Origin of the sequence: Ralstonia pickettii (genome assembly GCF_000607165.1) — a bacterium.
GTDB classification, from domain to species: domain Bacteria; phylum Pseudomonadota; class Gammaproteobacteria; order Burkholderiales; family Burkholderiaceae; genus Ralstonia; species Ralstonia holmesii.
The window spans coordinates 677,374-691,257 of record NZ_JFZG01000024.1 but is presented as its reverse complement, the minus strand read 5'-3'; the positions used below and the strand labels follow the sequence as shown (position 1 = coordinate 691,257).

Here is a 13,884-nt window from a genome sequence, read left to right as displayed (position 1 = left end):
GCACTGGGCTCTGCCTATACTGGAGCGTTCATCCCAGTCACCTCGTGCCTTTCCTTCTGCCATGACCACCCGTACCGAACGCGACACTTTTGGCCCCATTGAAGTCCCTGCCGACCACCTGTGGGGCGCACAAACGCAACGCTCGCTGCAGAACTTCGACATTGCCGGCGACCGCATGCCGCGCGAGCTGATCGACGCGCTCGCTCGCATCAAACGTGCCAGCGCCGTCGTCAACCAGCGGCTCGGGCTGCTGCCCGCGGAGAAAGCCAACGCCATCGTGGGTGCAGCCGATGAAGTCATCGCCGGCAAGCACCCGAATGAATTTCCGCTGGTGGTCTGGCAAACGGGCTCGGGCACGCAGACCAACATGAACATGAACGAGGTGCTAGCCAACCGCGCCAGTGAACTGCTCGGCGGCGAGCGTGGCGAAGCGCGCCTCGTGCATCCGAACGATGACGTGAACCGCAGCCAGTCGTCCAACGACGTGTTCCCCACGGCAATGCACGTGGCGGCCGTGACGGCCATCACCCAGCACCTGCTGCCCTCGCTGCGCACGCTGCGCGAGACGCTCGCCAAGAAAGCCGAGGACTTCAACGACATCATCAAGATCGGCCGCACGCATCTGCAGGACGCGACGCCGCTCACGCTGGGCCAAGAGTTCTCCGGCTACGTCGCCCAGTTGCAGCACAACGAGACGCACCTGAACGCCGCCCTGCCCCACCTGTGCGAACTGGCGCTGGGCGGCACGGCCGTCGGCACGGGCCTGAACGCCCCCAGCGGCTACGCAGAACAGGTGGCGGCAGAACTGGCGCAACTGACCGGCCTGCCCTTCATCACCTCGCCGAACAAGTTCGAGAGCATGGCATCGGCCGACGGCCTCGTGCATGCGCACGGCGCGCTGAAGACGCTGGCCGCCAGCCTCACCAAGATTGCCAACGACATCCGTTGGCTGGCCAGCGGCCCACGCAGCGGGCTGGGCGAGATCTCCATTCCCGAAAACGAGCCGGGCTCGTCCATCATGCCGGGCAAGGTCAACCCCACGCAGAGCGAAGCCGTAACGATGCTGTGTGCACAGGTCTTCGGCAACGACGTTGCAGTGAACATCGGCGGCGCGTCGGGCAACTTCGAACTGAACGTGTTCCGCCCGATGATCGCCTACAACTTCCTGCACAGCGTGCGCCTGCTGGCCGACGGCATGCGCAGCTTCAACGACCATTGCGCGGTGGGAATCGAGCCGAACCGCGACCGTATCGACGAGTTGGTGCAGCGCTCTCTGATGCTGGTGACGGCGCTCAACCCGCATATCGGTTACGACAAATCGGCGCAGATCGCCAAGAAAGCGCACAAGGAAGGCACGAGCCTGCGCGAAGCCGCCCTGGCGCTGGGCTATGTCACGCCCGAGCAGTTCGATGCGTGGGTGCGGCCAGAGAACATGGTCGGCCGCTGACGTGATGTATGGCGGGCCTGCGGCTTGCTATGCGTGGGCGATTCCTCTCCCATTGCCCGTTTCAAGCGCGCCGGCCCGACCGGCGCCCCCCCTGCGCATGAAACCCGCCCCGATTCCGGATAACGAAGCAGAACGTCTGGCCTCCCTCCAGGACATGCTGTTGCTGTCCACGCCGGATGAGGAACTGTTCGACCGCGTCACGCGCACAACCAAGCGGGTGTTTGACGCCCCCACGGTGCTCGTGTCGCTCATCGACGCCCAGCGCCAGTGGTTCAAATCGTGCATCGGTCTGAGCGTGCGCGAGACCCCGCGCGACATCTCGTTCTGCGGACATGCCGTGGCCGAAGACCAGATGCTGGTCATTCCCGACACCATGGCAGACCCCCGCTTTGCCGATAACCCGCTCGTTACCGGCGCGCCGCACATCCGCTTCTACGCCGGGCGGCCCGTCAGGAACCTCGCGGGCTACGCCGTCGGCACGCTCTGCGTGATCGACCAGAAGCCGCGCACATTTGGCCAGGCCGAGCAAGAACTGCTCAACGACTTGGCCAGTTGGGTGGAATCGGGTTTTCGCGAACGCGAACTGAGCGAAACGCAGCGGTCCATCCTGACCGAGCTGCAGGTCGCGCGCCATGAGAGCCTGACCGATCCGATGCTGAGCATCTGGAACCGGCGCGCCGCAATGGAACTGCTCGCGCGCGAATGCGGCCACGCGATGCTGCATAGGCAGCCCCTTTCATTGCTGGTGGTGGACGTTGACCACTTCAAGCGCGTGAACGATACCTACGGCCATCCCGCAGGCGATGCGGTCTTGATTGAGATCGCACGCACGCTGCGGGTGAATTCGCGCCCCATCGACTCGGTGGGCCGCTACGGCGGCGAAGAATTCCTGGTGGTGCTGCCCGATACGACCACCCTGCAGGCCACCAGCATTGCGGAGCGCTTGCGCAGCACGGTGGAGGCTCTGGAGATTGCCACACTGGAGGGCCCCATCCGCTGCACCATCAGCCTGGGCCTGGCGAGCTGCGAGCCGGGGCGCAACCTCTGCACACCCACAGACCTCATCATGCGTGCCGATGCCGCGCTGCTGGCTGCCAAACGGCTGGGGCGCAATCGCGTGATATTCGACGGCCAGCCGGTGTAAATCAATTCGGGGCCGGCTCGCCGCCGCGGCGGGCGACGCGCACGTCAACACGTTCCGGCGCCAACGCACGCTCGAACACCGCGCGCGCGGCATGCGTCGTGCCAGTGCCGCACATGAACGCGTCGATGGCCGCAAAGCCGTGCTCGGGCCACGTGTGAATGGAAAGATGCGATTCAGCAAGCAGCAACACGCCGGTCACGCCGCCTTGCTCGCCAGCGGACAACCCCGTGCGCACGGAATCGAAACGATGCAGATGCGCATGCAGGATCGTGGCGCCGAGCGCGTCGGCAGCATCGCGCAGCGCGGCTTCCAGTGCAGCGGCATCGCGCAGCAACGCAGGCGCCACGCCGTACAGATCGAGCAGAAGATGCTCACCCACGGCGGCGGATGCTTCCTCCACTGAAAGCGCTGCGTCAGTCCGCGTCACTTGTGGCCCCCGCTGAAGCCGCCGCCATAACCGCTGCCGCCCGACGAGCCGCCCCAGTAAGACGAGCCGCCCGTGCTGCTGCCGTACGACGGCGTGCGCGGCGCGGTAAAGCCGGCCTTCCAATCCATATAGGTCGCGCCAATCACCACGGCCACGGCGTAGAGAACGAACCAGTTCTTCATTCACCGCCCCCGATCTTGGCAACCAGCCACGCGGGCACCAGCAACAGCAGTGCCGCGAAGAACGTGATACCGAACACCGAACCCGGCGCCATGAAGAACGGTACGAGGTTCAGCAAACCGAGCAATACGCAGGCGACCACAGCCACCGTCATGTAGCTCGACGACGAAGTCTTGGCCGGCTCCGCCACCACCTTGCCGAACCAGGCCTTGATCTGCGCAGCGCTCACCGGCGTGCTTTTGGACCACGTCAGTTCATGCGCGTCGCTCTCTGCAGCCAGGCTTTCCTGGCCCGCGGTGTATTCGACAACACGCGTCTGGTCACCAGCCTGAACGCGCCAGTTGAAGGCGCCAGCGGCGTAGGTCACGCGCGAGGTGTAGTCCTCGTCGCGGGCGTAGACCTTGCCGTCGAGCACCGCGGTGCGGCCGTCCTTCTGGGTGGGCCAGCGGTCGAGCACACTCGCGCGGAACCAGCCGTCATCGGTTTCGACCATCCAGCTGAAACCGCGCTTGGGCGTGTACAGCAGGTATTCGAACCATCCGCCGCCGCCGTCGACCACCGCGCGGCGCATCACGCCGATCACCTGCCACTGCTGGCCGTCGATGAGCGCCTTGTCGCCCAGCTCCAACGTGGTGGCCACCTGCGGCACCGAGCGTGCGCGCGCAATGATGTCGCCGCGCGGCGTGGCCGCATCGATGGCGGCGCCGCAGCCGGGGCACAGCACGTGGCCCGTCAGGCCGGGGCTGAACGGAATCGACGTGCCGCACTGCGGGCAATCGAGATTCGTGAGCTTGCGCGGGACGCGGCCGGCGGTTTCCTTGATCTCGGCGTCGGTACGCAGAAGCTGACACTTGAGCACGTCGAGCGTGGTGGCTTCACCCACGTAGAGCGTGGGGGCCGTGCCGTCGGAGTAATCCAGCGTGATGAAGGCGTCTTCGCGACGCCCGTCGGCCACGCGCGCATGCCAGCCCTCACCCACGCGGAACGGCAATTCCCCCTGACCGCCTGTGCAATCGGCCTCGCGCACGTCGGACAGCGTGAATTGCGCGCCCTCGGCGTCATAGAGCTGGCCGGGGCGCAGCGCCTCGAACGCCACCGCATTGGCCGGCGTGCCTCGCGCGAACGTCATCGTGACCTGCCCCGACGCTTCTGCGAGCCAGCCATCGGTGCCGTCGTCAAACAGCACGTACCACTCGTTCCAGAAACCCGCGTCGTAACGCAACTGGATGCGCCCGACGACTGTGAACGCCTTGTTCTTGTAGCGCCCGGTGGTACCGATCTGCACGCGTGCGTAGTCCTCCAGCACGGCAGACATCTTGCCGATGTCGGACAGCGTCTCGCCGTCGCGCAGCAGCGTGCTTTTGCAGAAGCTGCACACCGCCATGACGGCAGCAGCAGACTTCAGTTCCACCGGCGCGCCACACGCCGGGCAGTTGGCATGAAACATGGTCAGGTCGTTCGATTGCGCGAAAAATTGCGCAGAAAAACGGGCGGCTTGCGGTGCCGCCCGGTCATCCGATCAGCGGGGCCGAAGCTCAGCCTCCGGTCAGTGCCTTGAGCACGGCAGCCTTGCCGGCATCAAAGTCGGCTTGCGTGATGAGGCCCTTGTCGAGCAATTCCTTGAGCTTGGCCAGGCGTGCGGTCGGATCATCCGCTGCTGGAGCCGCTGGAGCCGCTGGAGCCGCTGGAGCCGCTGGAGCTGCAGGCTGAGCCGCCGGCGCGGCCACACCACCTGCGTTGCCTTGCACCGCCGTGCGCAGGCTGTCGGCCATCGCCTGGCCCATCGCCAGCCCTGCCGCCAAACCCGCGCCCGTGCCGGCGATGCCGCCCTCGTTGCGCGCGGCCAGCGGCAGCGATTCGGCCGTCTGGTATTGCGTGAAGCGCTGCATGTCGCCGGTCATGTCCATGCTGATGCGGCGATCCAGCGCGGCCTGCAACTCATCTGGCAGCGTCACACTGGACACCTGGAAGCTGTCGAGCGCCAGGCCGTACTGCGTGAACTGCGGGAGCAGCGCCTCGCGCACCTTGTTCGACATCAGCATCTGGTTGGCGGCTAGGTCCAGGAACGGCACGCCGGATTCGCCAAACGCGGTGGCCATCGCCCCCATGATGACGGGGCCAAGCTGCGCCTCGACTTCATCCACGGTGTAGATGTCGCGCGTGCCGCTCACCTGCTGGTAGAACAGCTTCGGATCGGCCACGTGGTAGGCATACACGCCAAAGGCGCGCAGGCGCACCATGCCGAAATCCTTGTCGCGCACCGTCACCGGCTGCGGCGTGCCCCAGCGGCGGCCGAGTTGCTGGCGCGTGCTGAAGTAATAGACATCGGACTTGAAGGGGGACTCGAACAGCTTGTCCCAGTTCTTCAGGTACGTGAGAACGGGCAGCGTCTGCGTGGTCAGCTTGAAGGTGCCGGCGCTGAACACGTCGGCGATCTGGCCTTCGTTGACGAACATCGCCATCTGCGAGTCGCGCACGACCAGGGTGCCGCCGCTCTGGATTTCCATGTCCTGCATCGGATAGCGCCAGGCAAGCACGCCATCTTCGCTCTCCGTCCATTGCAGGATGTCGATGAACTGCTTCTTGATGAAACTGGACAGGCTCACAGCAAACTCCTTCGCGATGATTCGCGGGGCAGGAACAATCAGAACAAGGTCAGGACAGGCACGCCGCGTTGATCACGCCCACGGCCAGCGCGCTCACGCCAAACAGCATACCGGCGGCGATATTGTTGTGCTCGATCTGCAGGCGGTAGTCCGGCATCAGCCGCGTGAGCACCAGAAAGACGATCAATTGCACCACCGACGCCATCACCGCCCAGAACAGAAAGGGCACCAGGCCATCGGCATGCGTGATGCTCGACGCAATGGTGAGCACGAAGCCGAGCAGCGCACCGGACAGCGACAGCGCCGCCGCAATATTGCCTTCACGGATCAGCTTGAACTCGTCATACGGCGTCAGGCGCAGATAGACGAAAAAGAAGCCGGAGAACACCACGGCGCCTGCCAGCAGGTGCGAGGCGTAGGCGATCACGGGAGCGGTCATGTCGGGCATGGGAAGGCCGTGCAGTACATAGGTGGCGTCACTATAGCGGCTGATGCGCCGCTTGCGTACCCCCCGATGCGGCCATGCACCAGCCGGCTCGCAGGCAGGGAAAAAAGGCGGCACAATCGCGCTCGCCTTGGCATCCGCCGTTTGTTAACGCACCTTCATTTTCCACTTCGCAGCATGTCGACGCCGCAGCCTGACGCCACATACGAACCCACGCAGCCTGCGGGCCGCGGCAATGCCTTGCTGGTCCTCGCCGTCTTCGTGGTCGCCTCGTGCGGGCTCGCTTACGAATTGATTGCCGGGGCATTGGCTTCGTATCTGCTGGGTGATTCCATCCTGCAGTTCTCTTCCATCATCGGTGCCTATCTATTTGCGATGGGGATCGGCTCGTGGCTCTCGCGCTACGTGGCGGATGACGCGCTGCTCGCCCGCTTTGTCGATCTGGAATTGCTGGTCGGGCTGTTCGGCGGCGTATCCGCTGCAGCTCTGTTCGCGTTGTTTGCGCTGGAATCGGCCCCGTTCCGGCTGGTGCTGTATGCGCTGGTGATGGTGATCGGCGTGCTGGTCGGCATGGAGATCCCGCTGGTGATGCGCATGCTGCATCGGCGCCAGGCAAAGTTCTCCGATCTCGTCAGCCGCGTGCTGACGTTCGATTACCTGGGCGCGCTGGCGGTGTCCCTGCTCTTTCCGCTGGTGCTTGCGCCACGCCTGGGGCTGGTGCGCACCGGCTTCCTGTTCGGCCTGTTCAATACTGCGATTGCGGTCTGGACGCTCTGGCACTTCCGCGCCGAGCTGGCGCTCACGGCCCGCATGCGCACGGCAATGGCGTGGCGCGCAGGCGCAGTGGCAGCGGCATTGCTCGCGGGCTTTGGCGCATCGGACAAGCTCACGCACTGGTCTGAACGTGCGCTCTTTGGCGACGAGATCATCCACGCGATTTCGTCGCCGTATCAGCGGCTGGTGGTGACGCGCTGGAAAGACGACCTGCGGCTGTACATCAACGGCAACCTGCAATTTTCGTCGCGCGACGAATACCGCTATCACGAGGCGCTGGTGCTGCCCGCGCTGGAATCGGTGCGGGGTGCGCGGCGCGTGCTGGTGCTGGGCGGTGGGGACGGCCTCGCGCTGCGGCAGATCCTGAAGTACCCGCAGATTGAGCACGTCACGCTGGTTGACCTGGACCCGCGCATGACGAACCTGTTCTCGCACGCGGAAGCGCTGGTCGCGCTCAATCAGCATGCGTTCAGCGACCCGCGCGTGACGGTGGTCAACGCCGATGCCGCGCAATGGATGCAGACCGCCACCGACATGTTCGACGTGGCCATCGTGGATTTTCCAGACCCGTCGAACTTTAGCATCGGCAAGCTGTATTCGGTGCCGTTCTATCGGCTGCTATCGCGCCATGTGGCGGATACGGGCTTGGTCGTCATTCAAGCCACGTCACCGTATTTCGCGCCGCGTTCGTACTGGTGTGTGGATGCAACTTTGAAGGAAGCCGGCTATCGCACGTGGCCGTACCACGCGCTCGTGCCGTCCTTTGGTGAATGGGGCTTCATCCTGGCCGCACCCGGCCGCGCGGATTTCCAGCCGCCCACGTCGTACCGCGTGCCGACACGCTTCCTGGATGCCGACACCACACACCAGATGTTCAGCTTCGCGCCCGACATGCCGCGCCCGCAGGTGGAGCCGAACCGGCTGAACAACCAATCGCTGGTGCGGTATTTCGAAGAAGACTGGCACGGCGTGCTGCGCTGATGACCGGCACATCATGAACAGCAGACGCAGCTTTCTGGTGGGCGCAGCTGCGGCCGGTGTGGCCGCGGCGGGTGCCGCTTCGTGGGCGGGCTTTCGGGCCTTCACGGAAATCACACCCAACGTGCGCATGCCGGGTCAGGCGGCGGGCCATCGATTGCGCGACTTGCGCGCGTTGCCTGCGCCGTCGGAAACGCGCCGCGTGGGTGTGGCCATCTGCGGTAGCGGCATCGGCGGATTGAGCTGCGCTTGGCGGCTGGCAAAAAGCGGGCGGCACGACGTGGTGGTCGTGGAAGGCCCGGAGCGCTATGGCAATGCCGCAGGCGGTGCGTTCGGTACGCAGCGGTTCCCGACCGGTGCACATTACCTGCCGCTGCCGTCGATGGAATCGACGCACGTGCGCGAGATGCTGGCCGACTTTGGCGTGATCGAGCGCAATCCATTTGCGCTGCGCCCGACGTACGACGAACGCGTGCTTGTTCACGCCCCCGATGAACGCCTGTGGCTAGGCAATCGCTGGCAAGACGGCTTTGTGCCGCACGAGGGCATCACGCCCGATGAGCGCGCCGAGCACACCCGCTTCTTCGCCCAGATCGACAGCCTGCGCCAGACCAAGGGCGCCGACGGCCGTCGCATCTTTGCCGTGCCGACAGCGCTCTCGTCCGCAGACCCGGCATGGCGTGCGCTCGATGCACTCACCTTCCGCGACTGGCTGCACCGCGAGGGCTACCACGCCGCCACGTTGCACTGGTATGCCGACTATTGCTGCCGCGACGACTACGGCGCCACGGCCGATCATGTTTCCGCCTGGGCCGGCATTGCGTACTTCGCCAGCCGCGGCGGCATGGCGAGCAACGCCGAGCAAGGCACCGTGCTCACGTGGCCGGAAGGGCTGGACTGGATGGCCGAGCGGCTGTTCGAAGCCGCCGGATTGAACGAACCGGGCCGCTTGCTACCTGGCGGCGCCGCGCGCATCGGCACGACGAACGAAGCCGGCGCACGCGTCTTCGCTGATGTGCTGCAGGCAGACGGCCGCGTTGTGCGCCTGTTGGCCGATCACGTGGTCAGCGCCATGCCGCTGCACGTCGCCAAGCACATCGTCGATGGCTTTGATGTGCCCGCCGCCGAGTTGCCCGAAGCCGCACCGTGGCTGCTCGCGAACCTGCTCATCGATGGCTTTCCGCCCGAACACGACGACACGCCGCTGGCGTGGGACAACGTGGTCTATCGCGGCACCGGCCTGGGTTATGTGGTGGCTAATCACCAGGACATTCGCGTCGGCCCGCCTGCGCAGAGCGTATTCACGGCCTACGTGGCGCTGTCGGACATGTCGCCCAAGGCGGCACGTGAGTGGCTGCTGAAAGCGTCACCGCAAGCGCTGCTCGATCGCGCGCTGGCCGATCTCGATACGGTATACGGCATTCGCCTGCGCACGCAGATCCGCCGCGCAGACCTGACGCTGCGCGGCCACGCGATGGCGATTCCTACACCGGGCTTTCTCTCCCGACCGGGCATTGCGGGCCTGCGTGAGAGCGCCGGGCCGATCCACTACGCGCATGCGGACCTGTCCGGCTATTCCGTCTTTGAAGAAGCGGCGTGGTGGGGAGATCGGGCGGCGCGGCGCATCCTCGGTGGCTGATTGCTAGCGCCGCCGCAGGGCATCTAGCGCAACCGCTCAATCTCGGCCATCAGTTCCCACGTGGCCGGATCGATATCGCTGCGCTCAAGCGCCAGCGATAGATACGCTCCGATCATGTCGACAAACCCGCGCGCAAATGCGGGTGGATAGGCGCTGCCCGTGTACTGCATCAGTTGCTGCCGCAAGAGGCGCGGCCGGTGCTGTCCAAACTCGCGCACGTAGGCCTGCGTTCGGCAGAGGAAGGTTCGCGCCTCGAGCGCACCGTCAAGGTAGACGCGGCGTTTGGTGAGTGTCATGGGCGGCTCCCGGCTCGCAACGGAACGGGATACAGCCGAGGTGGAGAAGGAAAAGACGCGGGGCGACGCCCGCTGGATACAACAGTCATGGAGCCTCCTACGGATAGCAAAAGGCCCGACTAGTCGCTGCTAAACGAGGGTGGCGGGCCCGACGGCAGGGTTAGCAGACCGGCCCGTAGGACGCCGGCGACCCGAAGGCCCCCTGCCCGGCCCGCCGTAGTAAAGGCGTGCGCGAGCACGGACGTAAAAAAGCCGCGCAAGGCGGCCGTCCGGCCATACGGTAAGAATAGGCTGCTAAACCCAGCTGCCGTTGGTGCGGCAGCGCCGTGAATTATAGCGGCGGCAACAGCGCAGACCACGTGCCAGTTTGCAGCATTTCGTGATCGCGCCTTGCCGCCAATCCCGCCGCCCTGCGTGCGCTTACCCCTGACGCGGCCAGAGCGTGCGGCCGAAGAACGTCAGCGCGCGGTCCCACGCATGTTCGGCCCACACCGGGTCGTACTGTGTGATGGCGATGCGGTTCTCGCCCACGGCCGTTTCATTGGCGAAAGCGTGGTGCGCGAGATAGCGGTGGAAGTCCACATCAACGCCGGCATCGACGAGCTTCTTTTCCAGCGCATCAACGCCCTCGATCTTGAAGGCGTTGTCCTGCGTGCCCCAGTGCCCCTGCACCGGCACCTTGATCTTCGAGGCGTCGATGTATTCCAGCGGAGGGTAGCCGTACCACACCACGCCGGCATCCGCTTCCGGCACGTTGCACAGCGTCAGCAGTGTCAGCGCGCCGCCCATGCAGTAGCCCGTCACGCCCACGCGGCCGCAGGTCTGCTTGAGGTATTGGACGGCGCCGCGCACGTCCTGCGTAGCCGCGTCGCCAAAATTCAGGTTGGTCATCAGGTGGTGGGCTTCCTCCTCTTCTACCGTCATCTTGCCGCGGTAGAGATCGGGCACCAGGGCCACGTAACCCGCGCGCGCGAGGCGGTCCGCCACGCCGCGAATCTGGTCGTTCAAGCCCCACCACTCCTGGATGACGACGATGCCCGGGGCGCCTTCCGCCTTGGCGGGCTTGGCCAGATAGCCCTGGACGTCCTGCCCGTCTGGGCGCTTGAACGAGATCATGGATCCTTGCGATGCAGTCATGCGATGGCTCCTCTGCCTGGAACGAAAACGCACAGGATAGTCCTGCCAGATGAAATTTGCTGGCGGCGCGTCAGCGGGAATGGGCTGCGTGCGCCTCTGCCCTGCCGATACCCCTCCATCAGGGTGCCGATACGCGGCACAAAGTCTCTATCATGGCGGCACGTTCACATCCTGATTGCCTCCCATGATCAAAACCCTCGGCCTCATCGCCTACCTGCTGGTGCTGCTGATTCACGTCTATATCGTTGTGCTCGAAATGGTGCTCTGGAAGACGCGCGGGCCCAAGGTCTTCGGCATGACGCCCGAGAAAGCCGCTGAAACCGCAGCCATGGCGTCCAACCAGGGCCTGTACAACGGTTTTCTGGTGGCTGCGCTGGTGATTGGGCTGGTGGCACCAGACCCGACCGTCAACGCGTCCTTCGCGCTGTTCGGGCTGATCTGTGTGGCGGTGGCCGGCATCTGGGGCGCCATCACCGTCAACAAGCGGATTCTTTTCGTGCAGACGGTGCCGGCTGTGGCGGCGTTGGTGCTCGGGTGGTTCGCCTGAGGGCGATGGGCGATGGGTGCTGAAGCGACGGCGGCAGTGCTTGTCTGCCGCTCCGCTGCGCACTAGCTTGAAAGGAGTCGAGAGCGCGTTAGACGATGCGCTCTCGCCAACCGGGTCTTCGCACATGCCGCCTGCAGACTGTCGAACGCTCCGACTGCTGGGCCGGGCGCTGCTGCTGGCAACCCTGCTGTGTGGCCCGCCCGTCTCAGCTCAAGTGAGGAACGCCATGACGCTCACCTTGACCTCGCCGGCCTTTACCGCCGGCAGCGAAATCCCCAGCCGCCTCACATGTGACGGCGCGGATACATCGCCGCCGCTTGCGTGGACCGGCGCTCCGGCCGGCACACGCAGCCTGGCACTGGTCGTCGATGACCCTGACGCACCCGACCCCGCTGCACCAAGGATGACGTGGGTCCACTGGGTGCTCTACAACATCCCGCACGCCACCACTTCACTGGCGGAAGACGCGTCACGCAAGGGGCTGCCTCCCGGCGCACGCCCCGGCAACAACGACTGGAAGCGCACCGCATACGGCGGCCCCTGCCCGCCCGTCGGGCGCCATCGCTACTACCACAAGCTCTACGCGCTGAACGTCGAACTGCCGGAGCTAGGCGCACCTACCAAGGCCGAGTTGGAGCGGGCCATGCGCGGCCATGTGCTGGCTGAAGCCGAACTTGTCGGCACCTATCAGAAGCACGACCACTGAGCCGATTCGTCAGGATGCGAGGCGGCCCGTTTTTCAAGGTTTGGCGACCGCGCCCTTGCGAAACAGCGCATACGGCACGCCCCTCTCCGGGTGTGCCGTCGTCTCGTTGATGAAGCGTTCGACATCGGGCACGTCATGCAGGGCGGTCATGAACGGCGTCAACGCATAGCCCGGCGCCACGCAGCCCTGCACCAGCATCCACCGCTGCCATATCGTCACCCACAGCGTGGTGTTCTGCTTCCATCCCGGCACATGGATGGACATCCATTGCAGGCGCCGCTTCGCCGTCTCTGCAATCTCGTCGTCGTAAGAAAACGCGTTGGGCAAGCGGCACCGGCCTTCCAGCCAGCAATGGTTGCCATGCTCGATGCGGTGGTGAGAATCGCGCTTCCATTCCGCCTCGGTGATGCGCGGGCCGGCGGGTTCCGGGCAGTTGGCTACGCCTGACGATATCTGGAAGAACGGGTCGTGACCGCGGTTCTGCAGGTCGTCTTCAGCGTGGGCGGCCGGCGCGGCCAGCAACAGCGCCACGGCAAGGCAGCGTGCGGAAATCATCAAGGTGGCCTCCTCGCCCGCACGGGGCTTCGGCTTGAGCAATGCTGCGAAGGATAGGCGCAAAGTGCCGCGCCAACCAGACGCCCGGACAACTCCCCAAGCTATCTCGACTTCACATGCGCCGCGAGCATCGAGGCAAACACATCGTGCAGCTCGGTCTTGCCGAAACGCTGCTCCGACACGCCCTTCTCCACGTCGATCTGCCCGGCGTTGACCGCGTCGTACAGTTCGGTGATGAGCTGCACATGGCTCGCGCTCAGACCGGCGCGTTGCAGCATCGGCGCCCAGGCGGTGCGCGGCAGTGCATCGGCAACAATCTCGCGGCCGACGACGGCGCTGAATGCGCGTGCCACGTCGACCAGGCTCACGCGACGCGGGCCCTCCACGCTGACGATGCGCGGCGTTTTGATCGATGGCGCCTCCAGCAACAATTCGGCTGCCAGCGCACCAACGTCTTGCGTGGCGACAGTCGCAAACGCGCGGTCCAGCGGCTGGTGCAGGCTCGGCAGCCGCCCTGTCGCCAGCATGACGGGCAGCATCGCCGCCCAGTTCTGCGCGTGCTCTGCTGAACGCAGCAGCGTCAGGTGCGTCGCCAGCGGCTTAAGCCGCTCTTCCAGCAGATGAAACAGACGCGTCAGGCCAGTGCCCCGGTCCAGTTCTGCGCCGTAGTCCGACAGGGCCAGGACAGCCGAGGGCGGGTTGGCACGCAGCGCATCAGCGGCCACGTCGATCATGCGCTCCATGGTCGACGCTGGGTCCGCATCACGCACCGGCACCGGACACAGGATCTGCACGGCCGTGGCGCCCTTGATGGCCGATGCAACCGAGGCTGGATCTGTCAGGTCAGCAATCGCAATGTCGCAGCCGATTTTGGCCAGCGCCTCGCCTTGCCGGACATGGCGCACCACCGCGCGCACTGGCCGACCCGCGTTGCGTAGTGCCGTGGCGGTGGCGCGGCCAACTTTGCCCGACGCCCCAAAGATGACAAACATGTTCGCGCTCC

15 protein-coding genes are annotated in these 13,884 nt (G+C 65.3%); 6 read left to right on the top strand and 9 right to left on the bottom strand.

Features of this window, described 5'->3' with window-relative positions; all coding sequences use genetic code 11:
* Window positions 1-61: 61 nt before the first annotated feature.
* Window positions 62-1,447 (top strand): class II fumarate hydratase, encoded by a 1,386-nt coding sequence (gene fumC, locus BG83_RS0120700; protein WP_024978510.1) that lies wholly within the window; start codon window positions 62-64, stop codon window positions 1,445-1,447.
* A gap of 97 nt (window positions 1,448-1,544) precedes the next feature.
* A complete protein-coding gene (locus BG83_RS0120695) occupies window positions 1,545-2,591 on the top strand; it encodes a GGDEF domain-containing protein (RefSeq protein WP_024978509.1) in 1,047 nt (348 codons plus the stop codon).
* A 1-nt stretch (window position 2,592) separates the two neighbouring features.
* Here BG83_RS0120695 and speD read toward each other — a convergent pair whose 3' ends face one another.
* From speD to BG83_RS0120670, 5 genes are all read right to left on the bottom strand, one after another.
* Window positions 2,593-3,018 carry an adenosylmethionine decarboxylase gene (gene speD / locus BG83_RS0120690; protein WP_024978508.1) on the bottom strand — a complete coding sequence of 142 codons (426 nt, stop codon included), beginning with the start codon at window positions 3,016-3,018 and terminating at the stop codon, window positions 2,593-2,595.
* Complete coding sequence (locus tag BG83_RS0120685; protein ID WP_024978507.1) at window positions 3,015-3,200, bottom strand: hypothetical protein; 186 nt, start codon at window positions 3,198-3,200, stop codon at window positions 3,015-3,017. The genes speD and BG83_RS0120685 overlap by 4 nt, the downstream gene beginning before the upstream one ends.
* On the bottom strand, window positions 3,197-4,645 hold the full coding sequence (locus tag BG83_RS0120680) for a DUF4178 domain-containing protein (protein ID WP_024978506.1): 1,449 nt from the start codon (window positions 4,643-4,645) through the stop codon (window positions 3,197-3,199). Before BG83_RS0120680 ends, BG83_RS0120685 begins: the two co-directional genes overlap by 4 nt.
* An 88-nt stretch (window positions 4,646-4,733) precedes the next feature.
* Window positions 4,734-5,804 (bottom strand): SPFH domain-containing protein, encoded by a 1,071-nt coding sequence (locus BG83_RS0120675; RefSeq protein ID WP_024978505.1) that lies wholly within the window; start codon window positions 5,802-5,804, stop codon window positions 4,734-4,736.
* 49 nt (window positions 5,805-5,853) lie between these two features.
* Window positions 5,854-6,252 carry a DUF350 domain-containing protein gene (locus BG83_RS0120670; RefSeq protein ID WP_012430204.1) on the bottom strand — a complete coding sequence of 133 codons (399 nt, stop codon included), beginning with the start codon at window positions 6,250-6,252 and terminating at the stop codon, window positions 5,854-5,856.
* A 174-nt stretch (window positions 6,253-6,426) separates the two neighbouring features.
* Here BG83_RS0120670 and BG83_RS0120665 point away from each other — a divergent pair, with 174 nt between their 5' ends.
* Together BG83_RS0120665 and BG83_RS0120660 are read left to right on the top strand one after the other, a co-directional pair.
* Window positions 6,427-8,004, top strand: a complete 1,578-nt coding sequence (locus BG83_RS0120665; protein WP_024978504.1) for a polyamine aminopropyltransferase — start codon at window positions 6,427-6,429, stop codon at window positions 8,002-8,004.
* Between the two features lie 13 nt (window positions 8,005-8,017).
* Window positions 8,018-9,640, top strand: a complete 1,623-nt coding sequence (locus BG83_RS0120660; RefSeq protein WP_024978503.1) for an NAD(P)/FAD-dependent oxidoreductase — start codon at window positions 8,018-8,020, stop codon at window positions 9,638-9,640.
* A 23-nt stretch (window positions 9,641-9,663) separates the two neighbouring features.
* On the opposite strand, the gene BG83_RS0120655 is transcribed toward BG83_RS0120660, so the two are convergent.
* Entirely contained in the window at window positions 9,664-9,936 is a 273-nt protein-coding gene (locus BG83_RS0120655) for a hypothetical protein (RefSeq protein ID WP_024978502.1), read from the bottom strand.
* A 420-nt stretch (window positions 9,937-10,356) separates the two neighbouring features.
* Window positions 10,357-11,073 (bottom strand): dienelactone hydrolase family protein, encoded by a 717-nt coding sequence (locus tag BG83_RS0120650; RefSeq protein WP_024978501.1) that lies wholly within the window; start codon window positions 11,071-11,073, stop codon window positions 10,357-10,359.
* Window positions 11,074-11,257: 184 nt separating this feature from the next.
* Between BG83_RS0120650 and BG83_RS0120645 the strand changes: the two genes are divergently transcribed.
* Both BG83_RS0120645 and BG83_RS0120640 read left to right on the top strand, forming a co-directional pair.
* Entirely contained in the window at window positions 11,258-11,620 is a 363-nt protein-coding gene (locus BG83_RS0120645) for a DUF1304 domain-containing protein (RefSeq protein WP_024978500.1), read from the top strand.
* Window positions 11,621-11,846: 226 nt separating this feature from the next.
* Window positions 11,847-12,326: a YbhB/YbcL family Raf kinase inhibitor-like protein gene (locus BG83_RS0120640; protein ID WP_024978499.1), complete on the top strand. Its 480-nt coding sequence runs from the start codon at window positions 11,847-11,849 to the stop codon at window positions 12,324-12,326.
* 33 nt (window positions 12,327-12,359) lie between these two features.
* Here BG83_RS0120640 and BG83_RS0120635 read toward each other — a convergent pair whose 3' ends face one another.
* Both BG83_RS0120635 and BG83_RS0120630 read right to left on the bottom strand, forming a co-directional pair.
* Window positions 12,360-12,881: a BON domain-containing protein gene (locus BG83_RS0120635; RefSeq protein ID WP_152543735.1), complete on the bottom strand. Its 522-nt coding sequence runs from the start codon at window positions 12,879-12,881 to the stop codon at window positions 12,360-12,362.
* Between the two features lie 101 nt (window positions 12,882-12,982).
* Window positions 12,983-13,873 carry an NAD(P)H-binding protein gene (locus BG83_RS0120630; protein WP_024978497.1) on the bottom strand — a complete coding sequence of 297 codons (891 nt, stop codon included), beginning with the start codon at window positions 13,871-13,873 and terminating at the stop codon, window positions 12,983-12,985.
* Window positions 13,874-13,884: the final 11 nt, after the last annotated feature.

Excerpts from the sequence above, each read along its gene's own strand:
- fumC (WP_024978510.1), top strand. The coding sequence starts at position 62 with ATGACCACCCGTACCGAACGCGACACTTTTGGCCCCATTGAAGTCCCT.
- BG83_RS0120695 (WP_024978509.1), top strand. The coding sequence starts at position 1,545 with ATGAAACCCGCCCCGATTCCGGATAACGAAGCAGAACGTCTGGCCTCC.
- BG83_RS0120685 (WP_024978507.1), bottom strand. The coding sequence starts at position 3,200 with ATGAAGAACTGGTTCGTTCTCTACGCCGTGGCCGTGGTGATTGGCGCG.
- BG83_RS0120680 (WP_024978506.1), bottom strand. The coding sequence starts at position 4,645 with ATGTTTCATGCCAACTGCCCGGCGTGTGGCGCGCCGGTGGAACTGAAG.
- BG83_RS0120670 (WP_012430204.1), bottom strand. The coding sequence starts at position 6,252 with ATGCCCGACATGACCGCTCCCGTGATCGCCTACGCCTCGCACCTGCTG.
- BG83_RS0120665 (WP_024978504.1), top strand. The coding sequence starts at position 6,427 with ATGTCGACGCCGCAGCCTGACGCCACATACGAACCCACGCAGCCTGCG.
- BG83_RS0120660 (WP_024978503.1), top strand. The coding sequence starts at position 8,018 with ATGAACAGCAGACGCAGCTTTCTGGTGGGCGCAGCTGCGGCCGGTGTG.
- BG83_RS0120655 (WP_024978502.1), bottom strand. The coding sequence starts at position 9,936 with ATGACACTCACCAAACGCCGCGTCTACCTTGACGGTGCGCTCGAGGCG.
- BG83_RS0120650 (WP_024978501.1), bottom strand. The coding sequence starts at position 11,073 with ATGACTGCATCGCAAGGATCCATGATCTCGTTCAAGCGCCCAGACGGG.
- BG83_RS0120645 (WP_024978500.1), top strand. The coding sequence starts at position 11,258 with ATGATCAAAACCCTCGGCCTCATCGCCTACCTGCTGGTGCTGCTGATT.
- BG83_RS0120640 (WP_024978499.1), top strand. The coding sequence starts at position 11,847 with ATGACGCTCACCTTGACCTCGCCGGCCTTTACCGCCGGCAGCGAAATC.
- BG83_RS0120635 (WP_152543735.1), bottom strand. The coding sequence starts at position 12,881 with ATGATTTCCGCACGCTGCCTTGCCGTGGCGCTGTTGCTGGCCGCGCCG.
- BG83_RS0120630 (WP_024978497.1), bottom strand. The coding sequence starts at position 13,873 with ATGTTTGTCATCTTTGGGGCGTCGGGCAAAGTTGGCCGCGCCACCGCC.